The organism is Embleya scabrispora DSM 41855 (assembly GCF_000372745.1).
Classification (GTDB): Bacteria; Actinomycetota; Actinomycetes; order Streptomycetales; family Streptomycetaceae; genus Embleya; species Embleya scabrispora.
In genome coordinates, this window is the sequence record NZ_KB889719.1 from 60566 (window position 1) to 83112 (window position 22547).

The following is a 22547-nucleotide window of genomic DNA, read 5'->3' on the forward strand; positions in this document are numbered from 1 at the left end:
TCGGCCACTATATGTCCGGTGCAAGAGCGGCCCTCGACAGGTCCCGGCGGTACGACCCGGCGGCTGGGACACGGGGCACGGATGAGGAGCGACGTTCCGGTGAGTGACGATCGGCTGAGGCTGATGGCGGTGCACGCGCACCCCGACGACGAGTCGAGCAAGGGCGCGGCCACCATGGCGCGCTATGTCGCCGAGGGGGCCGAGGTCCTCGTCGCGACCTGTACCGGCGGCGAACGCGGCTCGGTGCTCAACCCCGCTCTCCAGGGCAATCCGGAGATCGAGGCCAACATCCACGAGGTGCGCCGCAAGGAGATGGACGCGGCGCGCGAGATCCTGGGCGTGCAGCAGGCGTGGCTGGGCTGGGAGGACTCGGGACTGCCCGAGGGCGACCCGCTGCCGCCGCTCCCGGACGGCTGCTTCGCGGTGCTCGACGTGGACAAGGCGGCCGAGCCGCTGGTCCGGCTGATCCGTGAGTTCCGCCCGCACGTGATCACCACGTACGACGAGAACGGCGGCTACCCGCACCCCGACCACATCCAGACGCACAAGATCACCATGGTGGCCTTCGACGCCGCGGGGGACCCGGACGCGTACCCGGACTCCGGCGAGCCGTGGCAGCCGCTCAAGCTGTACTACAACCAGGGCATCTCCCGGGCCCGGATCGAGGCGCTGCACGAGGGCATGATCAGCCGCGGCCTGGAATCGCCCTACGGCGAGTGGCTGGAGCGCTGGGGCGACCGCGACGAGCGGGACATCACCACCCGCATCCCGTGCGCCGACTGGTTCGAGACCCGCGACCGGGCGCTGATCGCGCACGCCACCCAGGTGGACCCGGACGGCTTCTGGTTCCGGGTGCCGATCTCGGTGCAGCGCGAGGTGTGGCCGACCGAGGACTACGAACTGGTTCGCTCGCTGGTGGACACCGACCTGCCGGAGGACGACCTGTTCGCGGGTGTCCGGGTCGGCGTACGGCACTAGCCGTTCGACGATCCTGGTATGACCCGAACGAGGGCCCGGAGAGCATCTCTCCGGGCCCTCGGTGCACACGTCCCGCCGATCGGATGTCACTCTTGTTCACAAGGGGTTCCGATCCAGGAGGTAGTTCGTCATGACACCGCTCGCGCTCCAGCTCGCGGTCGAGGAGAGCAAGGTCACGCCCGGCCTGCTCGGGTTCGTGGTGGTCGCCGCGATCGCGGTCGCCACCTGGCTCCTGCTCAAGTCGATGAACAAGCAGCTCAAGCGGGTGGACTTCGACGAGAGCGGCAAGCCGGCCGACCCGGCGGCCAAGGCCGATGCCGCCGCCGAGGCCGAAATCGACGCCGACGCCGACGCCGACGCCGCCAAGCGCAAGGAAGGCAACGGGGCACCGGTGGCCTGAGCGGGTCGCGCCACGACGGCGGGCCGTCCGGTGGGCGCTGCCGGCCACGCTTCGTCCGGTCCGACCCGACGCTGGAACGACCCCCGCCACCCAACCCCCCGAGCGCAGAGTGGCGGGCGTCGGCGACGACGATCCGCACGCGTCGAAGAAGGGCGCAGGCCGCGGGGCGCGGCATCCGGCGTGCCGGTTACCGGGCTACGGCCGTCAACTCTGCGCTCCCTGCGCGCGATCGTGAGCACGATCCGGCTCCCGGCGCCGGTCGGAGATGCCCAAGTGGGCGATGCCCAGGTCGAGGGCGGCCTCCAGGTGGGTGGTGTGGCCCGTGGTCAGCAGGATCAGTACGCCGCCCTGGATACCGGCCAACAGGGCCGCGGCCTCGCGGTCGGCATCCAGTCCGGAGGCGATCTCGCCGCTGTCCTGCATATGGCGGATGCCCGCGGCGAGCTGCTGCTGCCACTGCTGGAGCAGTTCGCCGGCCACGGTTCGCGCGGCGTCGGTGGCCGCCCCCATCCCGGAGAGAGCCACGTGCAGTGGGCAGTCCACGCCCTGTTCGCGGTAGCGGGCGACGACCTTGTCGCGCCACCGGTGCCAGGCCGCCCGGGAGGTGAGGGAGCCCAGCTCCGGCTGCTGGTCGTCGATCACCCGGGCCGCCTCCAGCCGGGCGACGGCGAGGAGCAGTTCGTCCTTCCCACCGGGGAAGTAGTGGAAAAGCTGGCTCTTGCTGGTCGCGGTGCGGCCCATGACGTCCTCGAGCCGCAACGAGAACACACCCTGTTCGCGAATCTGTTCGGCGGCACCCTCGACGATGCGCTGTCTGGTCGCGGCGCCCTTGCGGGTCAACGGCACATGTCCTCCCGGTGCGAGCTGTCGTGTCCCATTGAAGCGCGTGGAGCCGGGGCGGGCCCTGACCCGGTCCGGCCGGGTCAGGGCAGGAGCAGCAGCTTGCCGGTGGTCCGGCGCGACTCGAGGTCCGCGTGGGCCCGGGCCGCGTCCGCGAGGGCGTAGCGGCCCGTGACGCGCGGGGTGAGCCGCCCGTCCAGGAGCAGGTCGAACACCTCGCCGGTCCGCCGCACCAGGGCCTCACGGGTGGCGACGTGGTGGTGCACCACGGGGTAGGTCAGCAGGATGCTGTTGGGCAGGTCGGTGGGGCGCAGCGTCGGGACGCCCATGAACGGACCGTAGTAGGCGTGCACCCCGTGCGGGCGCAGGGCGAGTTGGGAGGAGTGGAAGGTGTCGGTGCCGCCGCCGTCGTAGACGACGTCGGCTCCGCGTCCGTCGGTCAGTTCCCTGATCCGCTCGTCGAAGCCGCCGCCGGAGTGGACCAGGACGTGGTCGGCGCCGGCCTCCTTCGCGACGAGGGCCTTCTCCTCGCGGGAGACCAGGCCGATCACCCGGCCGCCGCGGGCTTTGATCATCCGGGTGAGCAGCAGGCCCACTCCGCCCGCCGCCGCGTGGATCACGGCCGTGTCGCCCGGGCCGATCGGGTAGGTCTCGGTGCTCAGGTGGCTCGCGGTCAAGCCTTGGAGCATCACGGCGGCGGCCGTCTCGTCGCCGATGCCGTCGGGCACCTTGACGAGCGAGTCCGCCGGTACGGCGAGCAACTCGGCGTAGCTGCCCGGGTGGTAGAACCAGGCCACCCGGTCGCCGACGGCGAGACCCCGAACCCCTTCGCCCAGGGCGGTGACGTAGCCCATCCCCTCGGCGCCGAGGATCAAGGGAGCCGCCCAGCCCGGGCCGCCCTCTCTGCGGGCACCGATGTCCATGTAGTTCACTCCGGCGGCGCCCAGCCGTACCAGTGCCTCGCCGGGACCGGGTGACGGGTCCGGCAACTCGGTCCAGCGCATGACCTCGGGGCCGCCGTGCTCCTGGATGCGGATCGCGTGCATGGGTGACACCTCTCTGGGTGAGCGGGCGCATCGGTTGGGAATGCCGGAACGGTAGGTCGCCAAAATTGGACCGGCAAGTCCAAATCCGTCCTGCGCAGGCCGGTTGGCTGCCCGAGTGCTTTTGCGCGGCGCCGGCGGCCACCCCTGCCGGCCACCCCGGCCGGCTTCGACGGCGCCGGCGCGATCGAGCGGGCCGACGCAGACTCGGATCATGGAGATCACTGCGGCACACGGCTACGTCACGATCCCCGGCCACGACGACACGGAGGTCACCATCGACCTGTTCGACTGGCCGATCGACGGCGAGACTCTTCCCCGCGTCTGGACCGCGGTCATCGACGCCGGCCCCATCCTGGAGACCGGCACCGAGGGCTTCCTGCGCCTGGATACCGAGCCTCCCGGAATCGGTCATCCGTTCGTCGTCATCGCGAGCGGGGACCACGTCGCACAGATCCGCGGACGCCAGACGTGACCGGGGCCTCCCGTGCCCGGGACCGCTACGACGGGCCCGCCGTCGTGGCGGTCGACGGCGCGAGCGTCCCGGTCGAGGCCCACCTGCGCCTGGAGACCGGCGGCACCTGGGGCGGGCGCGTGTGGACCGACGACCCGACCGTCGACATGAACCGCATCGCTTCCGCCGCGACCCGCCTCCTGCGCGTGGACCAACGCGCCGCGTCGTTCATCGTCGACCGCGTCCTGGACCGGCACGCCCACATCACCGGCACCGGCATCGCCCCGTTCTGACCCGCGGCGACCGCCGGCGACGTCCATCGCTCCCGGCTCCCCACGTGGCCGAGAAGCCCCCGCCGTGCCTGGCGATCGTCGACGACCGGTGGGCCGCCGACGTCACGTTCAGGGGTGCTGTCTTGTCGAACCGGTGAGGACAGACCCGACCGAGGGAGCCGGCGACACCATGACCACCCCGTCCGAGCCGGGAGCCGGCCGACCCGACCCGAGCCTGAGCGCGATCATGAGCGAGCGGCGGCAGCTGATCAACCTCGCCTACCGGCTGCTCGGCTCCCTCGCCGAAGCCGAGGATGCCGTGCAGGAAACCTACGCGCGCTGGTACACACTGTCCGCACAGCAGCGGCAAGCCATCGAATCCCCCGGCGCCTGGCTGACCAAGGTCGCCGCCCGCATCTGCCTCAACGTGCTCGGCTCGGCGCGAGCCCGACGGGAGAAGTACGTCGGCGACTGGATCCCCGAGCCCCTCCCGGAACCCGCGGAGTGGTCGTGCGGTCGGGCGGGCGGCACCACCATCGACCCGGCCGACCGCGTCACCCTCGACGAGTCGATCAACATGGCCTTCCTCGTCGTACTCGAATCGATGACCCCGGCCGAACGCGTCGCCTTCATCCTGCACGACGTCTTCCGCTACCCCTTCGCCGAAGTCGCCGACATCGTCGGCCGCACGCCGGCGGCCTGCCGCAAACTGGCCTCATCGGCCCGCCGGCGCATCCGCACCTCGCACACACCCGCGCCCCCGACCGCCCGGCAGGCCGCCATCGTCAGAAGGTTCAGGCAAGCCTGGGAGGCCAAGGACATCGACGCCCTCATCGGCCTCCTCGACCCGGATGTCACGGCAACCGGCGACGGTGGTGGCCTCGCCACCACCGTGCGCCGCCCGTTCGAAGGCGCCGAGCAGCTCGCGCGCGGCCTCGTCGATCTCGCCGGCAGGCGGGCCGACCTGACGATCCTGGAGCGCACCGTCAACGGTCGGCCCGGCCTGGTCGCCCAGCAGGACGGCGTCATCGTGACCGTGTACGCGTTCGACGTCGCAAACGACCGGGTCACGCACATCTGGGCCGTACGCAACCCCGAGAAGCTCCGGCCGTGGACGGTGGGCCACAACACCGGGACCAAACCCGCTCGCCCGCACCCTCGACCGGATCGGCCGTCGGCCCGGGCATCGGCTCGGCCGGCCGCGCACCCACCTCGTGAGATCGGCCGACGCGGCCCCGACGCGGCCCCCCGAGACCTCCGGCCGGACACGCCCTAGCGGTAGAAGGTCCGTCCCCCGACGCCGGAGGACACGGACCAGACCTCGCTGATCAAGCCGTCCGTGACTCTGAGGGTGTCGGTTCCGCTCCTTGCCACGGGCCGACCCTCCGCGTCCGGGTAGGCGGCGCGGTACGGTCGGGCGACCAGGCCGATCGGGGCGCCGCCAGCGGCGGATCGCAGGTCCACGACCGGCGAGCCCTCGGCCTCGAAGCGCAGGCCGGGGCGGCTTCGACGCCAGGCCGCGATGATGTCGGCGAGTTGCCGCGGAGTACGGGCATCGTCGAACGCTTCCGTGCCCGGCTGGGCATAGCGCAGTGTGAACTCCGGGGCCATGATCCGCTCGGCGAGGTCGAGGTCGCCGTTCCACATGGCCGTCCACCGGTCATGGATACGGATGCCGAACTGCCGCACGTCGTCGTCGCCCACGAAGAGGCCCCGGTCCTGTGTTCTGCCGGCTGATGGTTTCGATGGCTGACGGATCAAGCCCGCGACCCTGACGAGCGCCCCTGACAACCGCGTTGATCGACCGGACCCGGCAACCGCGAACGAACGCTCGTCGAGCACCCCGCCGCGTCCGGTCGACCCCCGGGAGGGGCCTCCCGTGATTTCCGGAGCCGGCACGCGAGGATGGCTCCATGCCGAATCGTCTCGCTGGATCCACATCGCCGTACCTCCTCCAACACGCCGACAACCCCGTCGACTGGTGGCCTTGGGGGGAGGAGGCGTTCGCGGAGGCCCGCCGCCGTGATGTCCCGATCCTGCTCAGCGTCGGATACAGCGCGTGCCACTGGTGCCACGTGATGGCCCACGAGTCCTTCGAGGACGAGGCCACCGCCGCGATGGTCAACGCGAACTTCGTGGCGATCAAGGTCGACCGCGAGGAACGCCCGGACGTGGACGCGGTCTACATGGAGGCCACGGTCGAGATGAACCGCGGCCAGGGCGGCTGGCCGATGACCGTGTTCGCCACGCCCGACGGGGAGCCGTTCTACTGCGGCACCTACTACCCGAGCGAGGCGCGCCGCGGGATGCCGTCGTTTCGGCAGGTGATGTACGAGATCAACAAGGCATGGGTCGACCGCAACGACGAGGTACGCCGCACCGGCCTCCAGATCGCCGCCTCCCTGGCCGCCCCGCGCGACCTGCACACCGGCGGCGAGGTGCCGACCGCCGAGGATCTGGACGCGGCGCTGACCCTGCTCGCGCGCGACTACGACACCGCGCACGGCGGCTTCGGCGACGCGCCCAAGTTCCCGCCGTCGATGGTGCTGGAGTTCCTGCTGCGCCACCACGCCCGGACCGAGTCCGAGGCCGCCCTGGAGATCGCCCAGGAGACGTGCGAGGCGATGGCCCGGGGCGGCATCTACGACCAGCTCGGCGGCGGCTTCGCGCGCTACTCGGTCGATGCCGCCTGGGTGGTGCCGCACTTCGAGAAGATGCTGTACGACAACGCCCAGCTGATCCGGGTGTACACCCATCTGTGGCGGGTCACCGGAAGCGAGTTTGCCCGCCGGATCGCGCTTGAGACGGCCGACTTCGTGGTCCGCGAACTGCGCACTCCCGAAGGCGCGTTCGCCTCCGCGTTGGACGCGGACAGCCTGGACGCGCAGGGCCGGTCGGTGGAGGGCGCGTTCTACGCCTGGACCCCGGCCCGGTTGATCGAGGTGCTGGGTGAACAGGACGGCGCGTGGGCGGCCGAGGTGTTCGCGGTGACCGAGGAGGGCACCTTCGAGCACGGCATGTCCGTACTGCAACTGCTCGACGACCCCGAGGACATCGAGCGACTGACCGACGTCCGGGCGAGGTTGCTGGCCGCACGCGCGGAGCGGACCCGGCCGGGCCGTGACGACAAGGTGGTGGCCGCGTGGAACGGGTTGGCCATCGCGGCGCTGGCCGAGGCCGGCACCCTGTTCTCCCGCCCCGACCTGCTCGACGCCGCGCTCGCGGCGGCCGACCTGCTGCTCGCGGTGCATCTGGGCGGCGACGAGGACGACGAGCTCGGCGACCGGCTGGTGCGCACCTCGCGCGACGGTCGCCCGGGGCCGAACGCGGGCGTCCTCGAGGACTACGCGGACGTGGCCGAGGGCTTCCTCGCGCTGTACGCGGTGACCTCGGACGATGCGTGGCTGACCTTCGCCGGCGTGCTCGTGGACGTGGTGTTGGGGCACTTCGTGGACGAGGACGGCGCGCTGTACGACACCGCGGACGACGCCGAGGAGCTCTTCCGCCGACCGCAGGACCCCACCGACGGGGTCACCCCGTCGGGCTGGACCGGCGCGGCCGGTGCCCTGCTCGGCTACGCGGCGCACCTGGGCTCGCCCGAACACCGCGAAGCGGCCGGCCGCGCGTTGGGTCTGGTCCGGGTGCTGGCCGCCCGCGCCCCGCGCGCGATCGGCTGGGGCCTGGCGGTCGCCGAGGCGTGGTTGGACGGGCCGCGCGAGATCGCCGTGGTCGGCCCGCGCGACGACGACGCGACCTGGGCGCTCTACCTGACCGCGCTGATGTCCACCGCCCCCGGCGCGGTGGTCGCGATGGGCGACCCGGCCGAGGAGTCGCCGGTACCGCTGCTGCGCGACCGGCCGCTGGTGGCCGGCCGGCCGGCGGCGTACGTGTGTCGGCACTTCACCTGCGACGCCCCGGTGACCGACCCGGAGCAACTGGCCGAACAGGTGCTGGCCAAGGCGGTGGCCCGGGCCTGACCCCGGCGTCGCGGGCCGTCCCGCAGCCCCGCCGGCAGTGCCCGGGCCCGACCCCGGCGTCGCGGCGCCGGGGTCACGGACCGTCCCGCAGCCCCGTCTCCAGCAGTGCCAGGGCCTGGTCGACCAGCTCGACCAGGTCCTCGGTACAGCCGTTCCGGGCCCAGCCCATGATCGCCTCACCCATCGCCGCGTTGATCGAGGCGGCGGCGACCCGCAGTTCCATGTCGTTCGCCGAGCGCCCGGTGCGGGCGGCGAACGCCTCGGTGATCAGGACCCAGGTCTGCATCTGCTGCTCATAGGTGCGCCGGCGCAGCGCCGGAACGTTCAACACCAGCGTCATTCGGGTGGCCAGTTCCTCGCCGTCCACGCGCAGGATCTCGCGCAGGGCGTCCAGGACACCGGTGCGCACCACCCGGACCAGGCTCGTGCCCTGGGGCGCGGTCCGCAGGATCTCCACCAGCACGGGGTCGTACTCGTCGGTGAGTACGAGGTCTTCCTTGGTGGGGAAGTAGCGGAAGAACGTACTGGGCGAGATCTCCGCGGCCTCGGCGATCTGGTCGACGGTGGTCGCGTCGTAGCCGTGCTCGCGGAAGAGCCGGTAGGCCTCCCGGCGGATCGCCTGGCGGGTCTTGATCTTCTTGCGCTCGCGCAGCCCCACAGGCGAGCCGGGCAGGTCAGGAATGGAGGACTCCTTCGCGGTCATGCCTCGATTCTCCAGGTTCGTTCGAGCCCGGCGCCGGCGGCGCCCCGTCGGTGGTGCGGCGGGGCAGAAAGACCGCCACCGCGACGCAGAGCACCAGCGCGCTGACGCCGCAGATCAGCAGACTCAGGTTCATGCCGTGCACGAACGCCTCGCGGGCCGAGTCGAGCAGCGCCGGGTCCGCGCCGTGGCCGGACACCTTGGCGGCGCCGCCGATCGAGTCGCGCGCGGCGTCCGCGATCGGGCCCGGGCGTCCGGTGGTGTCGATCCGGTCCAGGTAGGCGGACGCGAGCACGCTGCCCAGGATCGCCACCCCGAGGGCACCCGCCACCTGACGCAGGGTCTGCACCAGGGCCGATCCCATCCCGGTGCGCTCCGGTGCCAGAGTGGCCATGAACGCGTCCATCGCGGGCACCAGCGACAGGCCGAGGCCCAGTCCGGTCACGGTGAGCCAGCAGGCGATCCACCCGTACCCGTCGTGCACCGAGCCGGTCGAGCCCAGCAGCAGCCCGCCGCCGAGCACGAACAGGCCGCTGGGGATGACCACCTTGTAGCCGAACCGCGCCGCGAGCCTGGCGCTCGCCACCGAGGCCACGAACAGTCCGGCCAGAAGCGGCAGCAGCCGCAGCCCGGTGCCGAACGCGTTGTGGCCGTCCACGGCCTGGAACCGCTGCGGGACCAGGAACAACACGCCGGCTATCGCGAAGGACGGCACCAGGGCGGCGATCGTGGCCCACAGGAAGTTGCGGTCGCGGAACAGGCCCAGGTCGATCATCGGCCGCCGGGACCTGGTCTCGCGCACCACCAGGCTCGTGATCAGCAACGCCGCCGCGCCGAACAGCGCGAGCACGCGGGCGTCGCTCCAGCCCCACTCGGGCGCCTCGATCAGCGCGAAGATCAGTGTGGTCAGCCCCGCGACGACCAGGACGGTGACCGCGACGTCCACCTTGGGGGCGTCGGCCGAGCGCGACACCGGGAGCAGGAACCCGCACACGAGCAGGGCCAGCGCGACCATCGGGATGTTGATCAGGAACACCGAACCCCACCAGAAGTGCTCCAGCAGCAGCCCGCCCAGGATCGGCCCGAGCGGGATGCCCAGGGCCGTGCTCGCGGCCCAGATCGAGATCGCCTTGCCGCGCTCGGCCGCCGGGAAGAGCGAGGGCAGGATGGACAACGACAGCGGCATGATGAACGCCCCGCCGATGCCCATCAGCGCGCGTGCCGCGATCACCCCCTCGACCGAGCCGACCAGTGCGCCGACCACCGAGCCGACGCCGAAGATCGCGAGCCCCACCAGCAGGAAGAGTCGCCGGCCGTAGCGGTCGCCGATCAATCCGGCCGGGAGCATCAGCGCCGCGAACACCACGATGTAGGAATCGGCGATCCATTGCAGGTCGCCCGTGCTCGCGCCCAGTTGATCGCTCATCGTCGGCATCGCCACGTTGATGATCGTGGTGTCCAGGCCGACCACCAGGAGGCCGACCACCAGCGCGCCCAGCGCCCACCACCGCCTGGGGTCCGCCGGTCCGTCGGCCTCGTCCGGGCGATTCGGATCCGTCTTCGCCACTGTCATGACAGTCCCCATCTATTGAGCGTCTCTTGCTTATGACAGTAGCTCTCAAAATCGAGTGACGGTCAAATTTTTCGGCAAAGAGCAGCCCAAGCTCGGGGGAAAACCCGGAAAAGCCCGAAGGCCCGCAACTCCGAACGGAGCGGCGGGCCTTCGGGCCGATGAGTGAGCCGGTGATCAGTCCAGGGCCACCAGGGCGACGGCGACGAAGTGGCTCGCGAACGCGAGCAGTGTGAAGGCGTGGAAGACCTCGTGGAAGCCGAACCACTGCGGCGAGGGGTTGGGCCGCTTGATCCCGTAGACCACCGCGCCGAGGCTGTAGAGCACGCCGCCGACGATCACCAGGACCACCACCGCGACGCCGCCCTCGCGCATGAACTCGGGCAGATAGAACACCGCCGCCCAGCCCAGCGCGACGTAGATCGGGGTGTAGAGCCAGCGTGGTGCGCCGATCCAGAAGACCCGGAAACCGATCCCGGCGAGTGCCCCGATCCACACCACCCACAGCAGGATTTGGTCACTTTTGCCCAACAATAGGATGGTCAACGGGGTGTAGGTGCCCGCGATGATCAGGAAGATGTTGGCGTGATCCAGCCGGCGCAGCACCGCCTCGCCGCGCGGCCCCCAGTTGCCTCGGTGGTAGACCCCGGACGTGCCGAAGAGCATCGCCGCGGTCAGTGCGAACACGCCGCACGCTATGCGGGACTTGGTATCACCGGCCAGGGCGACCAGGACGATGCCGGAGGCCACGGCGAGGGGAAAGGTCCCCGCGTGGATCCATCCGCGCAGCTTGGGTTTCATGGGCGTCAAGGGCGCCGTCAAGGCGCGTGCGTCCACACTCATGTCGCCGAGTGTACTTACGCCCACGTAGGTTACTGGCAAGTATGAAGTGAGACGCATCACGGGAGATCTTGTCCCGGAGGGGCGCGAAACCGCACGTCTTTGGGGTTTTCGGTCCGGTACGGGGCACAACTTCCAGGTGGGGCCCTGTCCCGGGCGGTTCCGCGCCCGGCCGACCGGATAAAATCCCGGCAACCCTCAACCCCGACGCCGGGGACTCGCCGTCCCAGGCGCGAAATGGAGCGATCGTGGCCAACGAGGTCCCGACGAAACACAGGCAGCTGCTCGACTGGGTGAGCGAGATCGCCCAGCTGACTCAGCCCGACCGGATCGAATGGTGTGACGGTTCGGACGAGGAGTACCAGCGCCTCGCCGACCTCCTCGTCGAGAAGGGCACCTTCCGCAAGCTCGACGAGAACAAGCGCCCCAACAGCTACTACGCGACCTCCGACCCTCGGGATGTCGCGCGCGTCGAGGACCGGACCTACATCTGCTCCGAGAAGGAGGAGGACGCGGGTCCGACCAACAACTGGATAGCCCCGGCCGAGATGCGCACCAAGCTCGGCGGCCTGTTCGCCGGCTCGATGCGTGGCCGCACGATGTACGTGGTGCCGTTCTGCATGGGGCCGATCGGCTCGTCGCTGGCCGCCTACGGCGTGGAGATCACCGACTCCGCCTACGTCGCGGTCTCGATGCGCACGATGACCCGGATGGGCCAGGCGGTGCTGGACTTCCTGGGCACCGACGGCGAGTTCGTCAAGGCCGTGCACACCGTCGGGGCTCCACTCGCCGAGGGCGAGGCGGACGTGCCGTGGCCGTGCAACAGCGAGAAGTACATCACGCACTTCCCCGAGGACCGGGAGATCTGGTCCTACGGTTCGGGCTACGGCGGCAACGCCCTGCTCGGCAAGAAGTGCTACGCGCTCCGGATCGCGTCGGTCATGGCGCGCGACGAGGGCTGGATGGCCGAGCACATGCTGATCCTGAAGCTCACGCCTCCCTCGGGCGCCGAGCCGAAGTTCATCGCGGCCGCCTTCCCCTCCGCGTGCGGCAAGACCAACCTCGCGATGCTCCAGCCGACCATTCCGGGCTGGAAGGTGGAGACCGTCGGCGACGACATCGCGTGGATGCGGTTCGGCGAGGACGGCCGGCTGTACGCGATCAACCCCGAGGCGGGCTTCTTCGGTGTCGCGCCGGGCACCGGCGAGCACACCAACGCCAATGCCATGAAGACCATGTGGGGCAACTCGGTCTTCACCAACGTCGCGCTCACCGACGACAACGACGTCTGGTGGGAGGGCATGACCGAGGACGCGCCCGCGCACCTGGTCGACTGGAAGGGCAACGACTGGACCCCCGAGTCGGAGACGCCCGCCGCCCACCCCAACGCGCGGTTCACCGTTCCGGCCGCCCAGTGCCCGACGATCGCGCCCGAGTGGGAGGACCCGAAGGGTGTGCCGATCTCGGCCATCCTCTTCGGCGGTCGGCGAGCCAGTGCGGTGCCGCTGGTGACCGAGTCCTTCGACTGGCAGCACGGCGTCTTCCTCGGTGCGAACGTCGCCTCGGAGAAGACCGCCGCCGCCGAGGGCACGGTCGGCGAGCTGCGTCGCGACCCGTTCGCGATGCTGCCGTTCTGCGGTTACAACATGGGCGACTACATGGCGCACTGGCTGGACATCGGCCAGGCCACGTCGGCGGACAAGCTGCCGAAGATCTACTACGTGAACTGGTTCCGCAAGGACGCGGACGGCAAGTTCGTCTGGCCGGGCTTCGGTGAGAACAGCCGCGTGCTCAAGTGGATCGTCGAGCGCCTGGAAGGGCTCGCCGACGGTGTGGACTCCCCGATCGGCGTACTGCCGACGCGTGAATCCCTGGATCTCAAGGGTCTGGACCTCACCGACGCGGAGCTGGACCTGCTCCTGACCGTGGACCGCGAGATCTGGAAGCAGGAGGCCGCACTGGTCCCCGAGCACCTGGAGAAGTTCGGCTCGCACACCCCGCAGGGGCTGTGGGACGAGTACAACAAGCTGGTCTCGCGACTCGACGGCTGAAGCTGACTCGACGTCAAAATACCGGTACGCTCCGGGCCCGGCGGGATCTCTCCCGCCGGGCCCTCGGCGTTCGGAAAGCCGCCCTCGGACGAGCGCGCGACACGCCGTCCGCGAGCCGACCTTCACCGCATCTTCACGCCCGTCCTCCGCCGCGCGATGTCGAGCGGGTGTCGGACGGGAGTAGGGTTTTCGGCGCGGGTGATCACGGACGGAGGAGCAGGTGGACATGGGCCTGCGGGACCTCGCATACGGCGCGTACGGCAAGCGCATCGAGGCGTCGCTCGACCGTACGGTGATACCGCGTCACGTCGGCGTCATCCTGGACGGCAACCGCCGCTGGGCGAAGGCGTACGGCGAGCAGGTCGCCGAGGGCCACCGCAAGGGTGCCGACAAGATCCACGAACTGCTCACCTGGTGTGAAGAGGTCGGCGTCGAGGTGGTCACGCTGTGGCTGCTGTCCACCGACAACCTCAATCGGCCGCCGGAGGAGCTGGCCGACCTGATGGTGATCATCGAGAACGCGGTCACCGACCTGGCCGCCGCGCGCCGCTGGCGGGTGCACCCGGTCGGCGCACTGGACCTCCTGCCCGAACACACGCGCGAGGTGCTCAAGCGCTCCGAGAACGAGACCGCTGACCTGACCGGCGTGTTCGTCAACGTCGCGGTCGGCTACGGCGGTCGGCACGAGATCGCCGACGCGGTCCGCTCGCTGCTCGTGGAGCACGCCGGCAAGGGCACCTCGATCGAGGAACTGGCCGAGGTGCTGGACGTCGAGCACATCGCCGAGCACCTGTACACCCGCGGTCAGCCCGACCCGGACCTGGTCATCCGAACATCGGGTGAACAGCGGTTGTCCGGTTTCCTGTTGTGGCAGAGCGCGCATTCGGAGTTCTACTTCTGCGAGGCCTTCTGGCCGGACTTCCGCAAGGTCGACTTCCTCCGGGCGCTGCGCGACTACTCCGCCCGGCATCGCCGCTACGGCGCCTGACACCTCGTCACCGCTCCTGCTCACGGCCGGGTTTCCATCGGCATGTGATCATCCGTTTTGTGTTGGCGGTGCCCTGGACGGGAATAACCCCGTCGGGCCGGCGCACATCCCTGTGGGCCGGTGCGATATGTGGGTGACACCCCGTCACCTGCCCGGGAGGCCCTTCCGTGCACTACATGCTCCACAGTTCACGGCGACAGGAGGGCCGGGCACCCGGCCTTCGGGCCGGGGCCCGGACTCCGAGCGATCAGGGCGCACGGTGCGCGTGCCCTGAGAGGGGGCGAGGCACTCCGTGGCCACGATCCAACGCCGTGCTCCGCAGCACCGGACGTATGTCCTCGACACCAGCGTGCTCCTTGCCGATCCGTCGGCGCTCTTGAAGTTCGACGAGCACGAGGTGGTTCTGCCCGTCGTCGTGATCACCGAGTTGGAGGCCAAACGGCACCACCCGGAATTGGGCTACTTCGCCCGACACGCGCTGCGGATGCTGGACGAACTTCGCACGCAGTACGGGCGGCTGGACGCCCCGGTGCCGATCGGGGATTCCGGCGGCACGCTGCGGGTGGAGCTCAATCACATCGACGCGACCGTGCTCCCGCCCGGATTTCGGCTGGGGGACAACGACTCGCGCATCCTGGCGGTGGCCAGGCACCTCATGGCCGAGGGCCACGATGTGACGCTGGTGTCCAAGGACGTGCCGATGCGGGTCAAGGCTTCCGCGGTGGGGCTGAGCGCGGAGGAGTACCGCGCCGAACTGGTGAACACCTCCGGCTGGACCGGGATGGCCGAACTCACGGTCGACTCGGCCGACATCGACGCCCTGTTCGAGCACGATCGCACGCACATCGAGCAGGCCGTCGACCTGCCCTGTCACACCGGACTGGTGCTGGTCTCCGAGCGCGGCAAGGCGCTCGGCCGGGTCACCGCGGACAAGCAGGTCCGGCTGGTGCGCGGCGATCGGGACGTGTTCGGCCTGCACGGGCGCAGTGCCGAGCAGCGGATAGCGCTGGATCTGCTGCTCGATCCGGACATCGGCATCGTGTCGATGGGCGGCCGGGCGGGCACCGGCAAGTCGGCGCTGGCGATGTGCGCGGGGCTGGAGGCGGTGCTGGAGCGCAATCAGCATCGCAAGGTGATGGTCTTCCGTCCTCTCTACGCGGTCGGCGGTCAGGAACTCGGCTACCTGCCCGGCACCGAGAACGAGAAGATGAGCCCCTGGGCGCAGGCGGTCTTCGACACGCTCTCGGCGGTCACCACGTCCGACGTGATCGAGGAGGTCGTCGCCCGCGGGATGTTGGAGGTCCTGCCGCTCACCCACATCCGCGGCCGCTCGTTGCACGACGCGTTCGTGATCGTGGACGAGGCGCAGTCCCTGGAGCGCAATGTGTTGCTGACCGTGCTGTCGCGGATCGGCAGCAATTCGCGGGTGGTGCTCACCCACGATGTGGCGCAACGGGACAACCTGCGGGTCGGTCGGCACGACGGAGTGGTCGCGGTGGTGGAAAAGCTCAAGGGGCATCCGCTGTTCGCGCACGTGACACTCACCCGGTCCGAGCGGTCGCCCATCGCGGCCCTGGTGACCGAGATGTTGGAGGACCTGCCGGGCTGACGGATGCCTGGTGGGGGCCCTGCGGGGGAGTTGTTCGGCCGGCCCCGTCGGCGACGTCTCGACTGCTTCGAGACGTCGACGGCGGGGCCCTCCCGTGTCCGCATATTCCGGGTGGAAACGGTCGAGCAAGGAAAACGAAAAGGCTTCGCCTTTCCGGGAGTTGTGATGTTCGCCACGTCTTCGAAAATTGCTTCCGAATGTTTGGCTGAGGCAGGCTGCTGGACTTGTAAGACCCTCGCGTACAGCGCTGCCCGACGACTCGACACATGACCTGCTGTACGCCGCCCATCGCACGCGCCGGACCAACCGTTCGGCGCGCGGGCCGAAACGCTCCCTCCGGGAGCGTGGGAAGACCGGGGGTTGGACTCGTACGCCGCTTCGACCGCGGCGCGCGCCTGTCGGAAGGAACGTGTGTGAGCCGGATCTCGGTTCGGGGGATAGCCGTGGCGTCCGCCACCGCTGTCACGGCCGTTGGCGCCGTGGTCGGTTTCAGTGGAACGGGCGTTTCCGCGTCCGCCGACGCCCAGACGGTAGACGAAGCGAGCACCACGAAGCTTCTCGAGGTTCCTGCCGCCCCCCAGGCGCAGCAACTGAGCACCGGGATCACCCAGCAGGCCGACGCGCAGACCGCCGCCTACGACGAGGCGCAGCGTGTTCAGGCCGAAGAGGCCGCCCGGGTCAAGGCCGAGCGCGACGCGGCCGAGAAGGCCGCCGCGGAGAAGGCCGCGGCCGAGAAGGCGGCAGCCGAGAAGGCAGCCGCGGACAAGGCGGAGGCCGACCGCAAGGCGGCCCAGGAGCGCGCCGCGCGCTCCGACAACCGCGGTGCGGTGGAGAAGGTGTCGGCGTCCGCCGCCGACGCCCAGGCGATCGCCAAGTCGATGATGAGCTCGACCCAGTACACGTGCTTCAGCAACATCGTGGAGCGGGAGAGCGGCTGGCGGGTCGATGCGACGAACCGCTCCTCCGGCGCGTACGGCCTGATGCAGGCGCTGCCCGCGAGCAAGTACCAAACGGCCGGCTCCGACTGGCGGACCAACCCCGCGACGCAGATCAAGTGGGGCCTGAGCTACATGAACGGGCGCTACGGCAGCCCGTGCCAGGCGTGGACGTTCTGGCAGGGTCACAACTGGTACTGAGTGGGCCGCGAGTTCCGCGACTCGCCCCTCGAACCTGATCGAGCCCCGTGCGCCGTTCGGCGCACGGGGCTCGATCGTGTTCGGGGCTTTCGTGTTCGGGGCTCTTCGTCCCGGGGTCAGATCCGTTCGATGATCGTGCCGGACGCGTTGGCGCCGCCCGCGCACATGGTCACCAGTGCGAACTGCTTGTCGGTACGCTCGAGTTCATAGAGCGCGGTGGTCAGCAGTCGGCCGCCGGTGGAGCCGACCGGGTGGCCCAGGGCGATCGCGCCGCCGTTGACGTTGACCTTGTCCAGGTCGGCTTTTTGCACCTGGGCCCAGGAGAGCACGACGGACGCGAACGCCTCGTTGACCTCGAACAGGTCGATGTCGGACATCGACATGCCGGAGCGGGCGAACAGCCGCTCGGTCGCGTCGTTCGGGCCGTCCAGGTGGTAGTGCGGGTCGGCGCCGACCATCGCCTGGGCGACGATCCGCGCGCGCGGACGCAGGCCGAGCGCCCGCGCCTTGTCCTCGTCCATGATCAGCAGCGCCGCGGCGCCGTCGGAGATCTGCGACGAGTTGCCGGCGGTGTGGATGCCGTCGGGCAGGACCGGCTTGAGCCTGGTCAGGCTCTCGATCGTGGTGTCGCGCAGGCCCTGGTCGCGATCGACCAGCACGGTCTCGCCGGTCGGCTTGCCCTCGGCGTCCAGTACCGGGGCCTCGACCGGGACCACCTGCGAGGTGAACCGGCCCTCGTCCCACGCGCGTTTGGCGTTGGCCTGCGAGCGCACGCCCAGGGCGTCCACGTCGGCGCGGGTGATGCCGCGGTTGCGGGCGATCCGCTCGGCGGCGGTGAACTGGTCGGGCAGGTCGATCGCCCAGTCCTCCGGCTTGGACTTCTGGCCGGGCTTGGCGGTGTGGCCGAGCGGGTTGCGGCTCATCGACTCGATGCCGCAGGCAACTCCCGCGTCGATGGCGCCGGTTGCGATCAGTCCGGCGATCAGGTGCACCGACTGCTGGGCGGATCCGCACTGGCAGTCGATCGTGGTGCCGCCGGTGCGGTGCGGCAGGCCGGCGTACAGCCATGCGTGCTTGACGATGTCGCCGGACTGCTCGCCCGCCTGGGTGACACAGCCGCCGATCACCTGGTCGACCAGTTCGGGGTCGATCCCGGCCCGCTCGATCAGCCCGCGCTGGACGGCCGACAACAACTGCACCGGGTGCAGGCCGGCGAGCCGGCCGTTGCGCTTGCCGATGGGGGTGCGCACGGCTTCGACGATGACGGGGTTGCCCATGGGGTCGCTCCTAGCGAGTCCTGAGTGGCCGGTCCTCGGGGCCGGGCCACGGATGGCGACGCATTGATCCAGCCTGATCTCACCCTGCCCCAGGTGTATGACTAAGTCAAGGATATGCTGCCGCGGGGTGGAACGTCTCGGGCCGGGCCGGGGGCGGGACGGTCCGGCCCGGGGTGCGGCTTCGGGTGCCGCCTCGGCTGTCGCCTCACCCGAACCTCGCGCGCTCCGGGGTCGTTCGCACTGCGACGGGGGCCGCCGTCGGATGTTTCGGGTGTGGCTGGTGGGGCGGGCAGGGACTATCGGAACGTGAGATTCCGCATGGGATTCCCAGGCGTACTACGCTTGGATCGTGTTGAGCGATCGAGCGGGTGCGGAGCGTCACATCAGGCCGCGAGCAGATCGACGCGCGGAGATCATCAGACACGCCTGTGCGCTGTTCGCCAAGCGGGGCTACGGCGCGACGACGGTCCGGCAGATCGCCGAGTCCGCCGACATGCTCTCGGGCAGCCTGTACCACCACTTCCCGTCCAAGGAAGCGATGTTGCTCGAGGTACTCGACACCTTCTTCGCGGACATCATGAGCCGGCAGCGGGCCACGGTCGAGCTCGGCAACGAGCCGATCGCCACGCTGCGCGGCCTGCTGCGGGACAGTCTCGAAGTGATCGGCAACAACCCCGACGCGGCGATCGTGGTGGTCGGCGAGTCGCGCCGGCTCTCCCGCAGCGAGGGCTTCGTCTGGTTGTCCGACCGCACCGCCGAGGCGTCCACACTGTGGGGCCGGGTGTTGCGCCGGGGAGTCGAGGACGGCAGTCTGCGCCGGGATCTGCACCCCGTACTGCTGTCGCTCATGCTGCAATCGGCGGTGTGGGGGATGGCCCAGTGGTATCGGCCGAGTGGTCGCTACGACCCGGACGCGGCCGCGGGGCGCCTGGTGGACGTGTTCGTGCGCGGCATCGTGCGGCCCGGGCGTTACGCCTCACAGCGGATCTGCAACCTGCTCGGGCCCGCGCGCCATGCGATGCCCACCCTGCGCCGGGTCGGCCCGAACGAGGACGCCAGGGTCGAGGCCGAGCGGCGGATGGCCCGGGTACCGCGCCAGACCGACGCGCGCACCCGGATCCGGATCGCCTCCAACCTGCTGTTCGAGCAGGACGGGTACGCGAGCACCACGGTGCGTCGGATCGCCGATCTGGCCGGTGTGCCGGTCGGCAGCCTCGCGCATCACATCGGTTCCAAGGAGCAGTTGCTCGCCGAACTGCTCGGCGAGTTCCTCGGCGACCTGCGCACCGCCTTCGACAAGGACGCCGCCGCGCAACCGGCGCCGGTGGAGCGGCTGGCCGGCCTGATCGGGCGGACGGTGGAGGCGCACGCCTACCACGGGGTGTCCACGGTCCTGGCGATAAACGAGGTACGCGGCGACGAACTCCCGGCGAGCCGGCTGACCGCGCAGCGCGCCAAGGTCTCCGACACCTGGACCGGGGCACTGGTCGCCGGCATCCGCTCCGGCGACTTCCACCCGGACCTGGACCCGGTGTTCACCCAGCGGGTGCTGCGCACGGCGATCTCGACCGGGAGCCGGATCTATCGCGGGATGGGTGTGCGGGACGCGGTGGGGCTGTACCGGGAGGCCGCGTTGGTCGGGATGAGGGCACGGTGAGTCCGCGGCGCGGCGGGTGGGCGGACGGCAGCCGGTCGAGACCGGTTCGGCTTCGGCGGGTGACCCGGCTGCAGGCTCTGACCCGACTGTGGTGGGCGACGTGTGCGCTGTGGGTGACCCGCTCGCGATGGGCGATTCGCTCTCGTCCGGTGGTGCGTTCGCGCACACGGCGATGATGTACGCGGCTTCGGCCGGTTCCGGAAACGCGCGAGAGCCCGTCCCCGGGTGGGGACGGGCTCTCGTGTTCGCCACGGGTGTCGCGGGTGTCGCGGTGTGTTCGCCGGTGGGCGATCAGGGCGTGCTCAGCCCTGGTCGGTCTCCAGCGTCACGCCGACCGCGTGGATCACGGCGGCGATCTTGATCGCCTCCTGGATCGTCTCGCGCGGCACGCCCTCCTTGCGCAGGACCTGCTCGTGCGACTCCAGGCACCGGCCGCAGCCGTTGATCGCCGAGACGGCCAGCGACCACAGCTCGAAGTCGGCCTTCGGGGCACCCGGGTTGGCCATCACGTTCATCCGCAGACCGGCCCGGAGGTTGCCGTACTCCGGGTCGCCGATGAGGTGCATCGAGCGGTAGTAGATGTTGTTCATCGCCATGATCGCGGCAGCGGCCTTGGCAGCGGTGAACGCCTCGTCGGACAGCCGGCTCTTGGCCTCCGGTTCGAGTTCGGCGAGCACCTTGGGGCTACGCGTGGCGATCGCGCAGGCGAGCACCGTGCCCCAGAGCGTTTGTTCGGCGAGTTTCGAGTTGCCCACGACCGAGCCCAGGTTGAGCTTGAGGTCCTTGGCGTACTCGGGCAGTGCGGCCTTCAGGACGTCGAGACCCATGGATCAGGCGTCCATCAGCTTGGCGGCGTCGAGGGTCTCGCCGCCCTTCTGCCAGTTGCACGGGCACAGCTCGTCGGTCTGCAGCGCGTCGAGAACCCGCAGGACCTCGTCGGGGTTGCGGCCCACCGAGCCGGCGGTGACCATGACGAACTGGATCTCGTTGTTCGGGTCGATGATGAAGACCGCGCGGTCCGCGACACCGTCGGCGTTGAGCACGCCGGCGGCCGAGGACAGCTCGCGCTTGAGGTCGGACAGCATCGGGAACGGCAGGTCGGTCAGGTCCGGGTGGTCCTTGCGCCAGGCCAGGTGCACGAACTCGGAGTCCACGGACACGCCGAGCAGCTGCGCGTCACGGTCCTGGAAGTCCTCGTCGAGTCGGCCGAACGCGGCGATCTCGGTCGGACACACGAAGGTGAAGTCCTTCGGCCAGAAGAACACGACGCGCCACTTGCCGTCGTAGGACTTGTTGGTGATCTGCTCGAAGGCCTTGTCCGCCTCCAGCGACACAACGCCGGTGAGGTCGTACTCGGGGAACTGGTTACCGACAGTAAGCACTGGGTCTCCTCCGCGAAGGGTCCGGGAAGGCAGGTTCACCATCCCGGTCGGACGTACGTTGATCACGATGCCACAGTGAAATTGATAGATGAAATAAGCAATGGCCCAACCATTGATCGTGATCACTTATCAGTGGCTTTTGGGGGGAAAATCCCAGCTCAGCGTGCACGCTCGTACGTTCGACCGTCGATCGGGGTCGACGGGAGGGGCGGAGGAGGAGCCTACGCGCCGTCCGGCCGAACGCCGAATCGGGACATTGCGATGATCTTGCAATCGGCCCGACCGCCCCGGACGGACCGGCGTCCTGTGCGCCGAACGGGTGGCTGCGGAAATTACCCACCGTGATCCCGTTGCGGGCGCGCGGGCGGGCCTGGCTGTTCGACGGCACACGTGGCGCTTTCTGCGCCGGGAATGCTCACGCGGCTTGGTGGGCCGGCGGCCCGGGCGCCTGGGTTCGGGGCCCAAGTGGTCCGGTGGCCCTGGTGCTTGGGCTCGGTGTCCCAATGGTTCGGCGGTCCGGTGGTCCCACGGCCCTGTGGTTTGCCGGCCTCGCGACTCCTCGGTCACGCGTACGCCTACGTCTACTCGTCTACTCGTCAGGGACGAACGGAGGGTCGTCCCACTCGGCCACGGGTCCGGTGGGCAGGTCGCGTTTGAGGTCGGCCGACAGGGCGAACCAGGCGGGGCCGTCGGCCGGTTGCACGGTGGCGAGCGTGCCGTTGGAGACCGCCCACATCTCGGTCACGTCCCCTGGCGGACGGCGGGCCGCGTCGTCCTTGCCGACGTAGCGAACGCGTCGGTACAGGCGCGGAGGCGGGAGCCGGACGACGACCAGTGTCGGTAGCCGACACGTGAACTCGACCCCGTTCGTCGCGCGCAGGTACACACTCCGCCCGTTCACGGCCGTGAGCATCCCCTCCCGCCCGGTCCGCCCGTCCCGACACCAGGCGTCGCGGTAGCGCTCGGCGAACACGGCGGCCTTGTCGATCTCCTCACCACTGACCCAACCGGGCACCCGCTGCGGCAGGTTCACGTCTCGCGCCGAGGCCACCAAACCCGGTCGCGCAGCACGCCGGACGGGCGGAACGAGCCGCACCAGCGCACCCGAGGTGCCCATGACCCGCCAAGTGCCCACGGCACCGGGCGACTCGGCCCCAACCCCACCCGGCTCCGGAATCGGCAGCCGCATCCGCTCGTCCGGAATCCGTTCGAGCGCCGACGGCACCGCCGCTTTGCGGTCGATGGCTGCGAAATCGTCTGTCATCGTTGAGCTGTGTCCTTTCTGTAGGCATGCGGGGGTGGGGTCAGCTCTCCAGGTCGCCCCGCCCCCTACGCTCGTATCGGGTTGTTGGCCCAGGCGGTAAGGGACCCCG

General features: G+C 70.0%; 21 protein-coding genes. 11 read left to right on the forward strand and 10 right to left on the reverse strand.

Annotation, left to right across the window (positions count from 1 at the left end; translation table 11 throughout):
- Window positions 1-123 precede the first annotated feature (123 nt).
- Window positions 124-978: a mycothiol conjugate amidase Mca gene (mca, locus tag A3IC_RS0144515; protein WP_040878334.1), complete on the forward strand. Its 855-nt coding sequence runs from the start codon at window positions 124-126 to the stop codon at window positions 976-978.
- Between the two features lie 130 nt (window positions 979-1108).
- Complete coding sequence (locus A3IC_RS0144520) at window positions 1109-1378, forward strand: hypothetical protein (RefSeq protein ID WP_020556532.1); 270 nt, start codon at window positions 1109-1111, stop codon at window positions 1376-1378.
- Between the two features lie 204 nt (window positions 1379-1582).
- On the opposite strand, the gene A3IC_RS0144525 is transcribed toward A3IC_RS0144520, so the two are convergent.
- Together A3IC_RS0144525 and A3IC_RS0144530 are read right to left on the reverse strand one after the other, a co-directional pair.
- Complete coding sequence (locus A3IC_RS0144525; RefSeq protein WP_020556533.1) at window positions 1583-2224, reverse strand: TetR/AcrR family transcriptional regulator; 642 nt, start codon at window positions 2222-2224, stop codon at window positions 1583-1585.
- A 77-nt stretch (window positions 2225-2301) separates the two neighbouring features.
- Window positions 2302-3264, reverse strand: coding sequence for a quinone oxidoreductase family protein (locus A3IC_RS0144530; protein WP_020556534.1), 963 nt, complete (start codon window positions 3262-3264; stop codon window positions 2302-2304).
- Window positions 3265-3475: 211 nt separating this feature from the next.
- Between A3IC_RS0144530 and A3IC_RS0144535 the strand changes: the two genes are divergently transcribed.
- The 3 genes from A3IC_RS0144535 (at window position 3476) to sigJ (ending at window position 5263) form a co-directional block, all read left to right on the forward strand.
- Window positions 3476-3736 (forward strand): hypothetical protein, encoded by a 261-nt coding sequence (locus A3IC_RS0144535; RefSeq protein ID WP_020556535.1) that lies wholly within the window; start codon window positions 3476-3478, stop codon window positions 3734-3736.
- The gene (locus tag A3IC_RS0144540) at window positions 3733-4008 is read left to right on the forward strand and encodes a DUF4873 domain-containing protein (RefSeq protein WP_020556536.1); all 276 of its coding nucleotides are present in this window, start codon (window positions 3733-3735) and stop codon (window positions 4006-4008) included. Before A3IC_RS0144535 ends, A3IC_RS0144540 begins: the two co-directional genes overlap by 4 nt.
- A gap of 169 nt (window positions 4009-4177) precedes the next feature.
- Window positions 4178-5263 (forward strand): RNA polymerase sigma factor SigJ, encoded by a 1086-nt coding sequence (gene sigJ, locus A3IC_RS60150; RefSeq protein WP_052174085.1) that lies wholly within the window; start codon window positions 4178-4180, stop codon window positions 5261-5263.
- Here the strand turns inward: sigJ and A3IC_RS0144550 are convergent.
- Window positions 5260-5691, reverse strand: coding sequence for a nuclear transport factor 2 family protein (locus A3IC_RS0144550; RefSeq protein ID WP_020556539.1), 432 nt, complete (start codon window positions 5689-5691; stop codon window positions 5260-5262). The two genes, sigJ and A3IC_RS0144550, sit on opposite strands and share 4 nt — an antisense overlap.
- A gap of 209 nt (window positions 5692-5900) precedes the next feature.
- Here A3IC_RS0144550 and A3IC_RS0144555 point away from each other — a divergent pair, with 209 nt between their 5' ends.
- Window positions 5901-7964, forward strand: a complete 2064-nt coding sequence (locus A3IC_RS0144555; RefSeq protein ID WP_020556540.1) for a thioredoxin domain-containing protein — start codon at window positions 5901-5903, stop codon at window positions 7962-7964.
- Between the two features lie 73 nt (window positions 7965-8037).
- Here the strand turns inward: A3IC_RS0144555 and A3IC_RS0144560 are convergent, their stop codons facing one another.
- From A3IC_RS0144560 to trhA, 3 genes are all read right to left on the reverse strand, one after another.
- A complete protein-coding gene (locus A3IC_RS0144560; RefSeq protein WP_020556541.1) occupies window positions 8038-8667 on the reverse strand; it encodes a TetR family transcriptional regulator in 630 nt (209 codons plus the stop codon).
- Window positions 8639-10237, reverse strand: coding sequence for an MFS transporter (locus tag A3IC_RS0144565; RefSeq protein ID WP_052174074.1), 1599 nt, complete (start codon window positions 10235-10237; stop codon window positions 8639-8641). Before A3IC_RS0144565 ends, A3IC_RS0144560 begins: the two co-directional genes overlap by 29 nt.
- 174 nt (window positions 10238-10411) lie before the next feature.
- Window positions 10412-11077, reverse strand: coding sequence for a PAQR family membrane homeostasis protein TrhA (trhA, locus tag A3IC_RS0144570; protein ID WP_052174075.1), 666 nt, complete (start codon window positions 11075-11077; stop codon window positions 10412-10414).
- A gap of 245 nt (window positions 11078-11322) precedes the next feature.
- On the opposite strand from trhA, the gene A3IC_RS0144575 reads away from it, so the two are divergent.
- The 4 genes from A3IC_RS0144575 to A3IC_RS0144590 all read left to right on the forward strand — a co-directional run bounded on the left by A3IC_RS0144575 (window position 11323) and on the right by A3IC_RS0144590 (window position 16858).
- A complete protein-coding gene (locus A3IC_RS0144575) occupies window positions 11323-13125 on the forward strand; it encodes a phosphoenolpyruvate carboxykinase (GTP) (RefSeq protein WP_020556544.1) in 1803 nt (600 codons plus the stop codon).
- 226 nt (window positions 13126-13351) lie between these two features.
- Window positions 13352-14113 carry an isoprenyl transferase gene (locus A3IC_RS0144580; RefSeq protein ID WP_020556545.1) on the forward strand — a complete coding sequence of 254 codons (762 nt, stop codon included), beginning with the start codon at window positions 13352-13354 and terminating at the stop codon, window positions 14111-14113.
- Between the two features lie 292 nt (window positions 14114-14405).
- On the forward strand, window positions 14406-15722 hold the full coding sequence (phoH2, locus tag A3IC_RS0144585) for an RNA 5'-3' helicase PhoH2 (protein WP_020556546.1): 1317 nt from the start codon (window positions 14406-14408) through the stop codon (window positions 15720-15722).
- Window positions 15723-16135: 413 nt separating this feature from the next.
- Complete coding sequence (locus A3IC_RS0144590; protein WP_026219451.1) at window positions 16136-16858, forward strand: aggregation-promoting factor C-terminal-like domain-containing protein; 723 nt, start codon at window positions 16136-16138, stop codon at window positions 16856-16858.
- Window positions 16859-16974: 116 nt separating this feature from the next.
- Here A3IC_RS0144590 and A3IC_RS0144595 read toward each other — a convergent pair whose 3' ends face one another.
- Window positions 16975-18135, reverse strand: a complete 1161-nt coding sequence (locus A3IC_RS0144595) for a steroid 3-ketoacyl-CoA thiolase (RefSeq protein WP_020556548.1) — start codon at window positions 18133-18135, stop codon at window positions 16975-16977.
- Window positions 18136-18484: 349 nt separating this feature from the next.
- Here A3IC_RS0144595 and A3IC_RS63470 point away from each other — a divergent pair, with 349 nt between their 5' ends.
- Entirely contained in the window at window positions 18485-19792 is a 1308-nt protein-coding gene (locus A3IC_RS63470; RefSeq protein WP_052174076.1) for a TetR/AcrR family transcriptional regulator, read from the forward strand.
- A 302-nt stretch (window positions 19793-20094) separates the two neighbouring features.
- Here the strand turns inward: A3IC_RS63470 and ahpD are convergent, their stop codons facing one another.
- The 3 genes from ahpD to A3IC_RS72000 all read right to left on the reverse strand — a co-directional run bounded on the left by ahpD (window position 20095) and on the right by A3IC_RS72000 (window position 22438).
- Entirely contained in the window at window positions 20095-20619 is a 525-nt protein-coding gene (gene ahpD, locus A3IC_RS0144605) for an alkylhydroperoxidase, AhpD family (protein ID WP_020556550.1), read from the reverse strand.
- A gap of 3 nt (window positions 20620-20622) precedes the next feature.
- Complete coding sequence (locus A3IC_RS0144610) at window positions 20623-21174, reverse strand: peroxiredoxin (RefSeq protein WP_026219452.1); 552 nt, start codon at window positions 21172-21174, stop codon at window positions 20623-20625.
- A 589-nt stretch (window positions 21175-21763) separates the two neighbouring features.
- Complete coding sequence (locus tag A3IC_RS72000; protein ID WP_026219453.1) at window positions 21764-22438, reverse strand: hypothetical protein; 675 nt, start codon at window positions 22436-22438, stop codon at window positions 21764-21766.
- Between the last annotated feature and the right edge of the window lie 109 nt (window positions 22439-22547).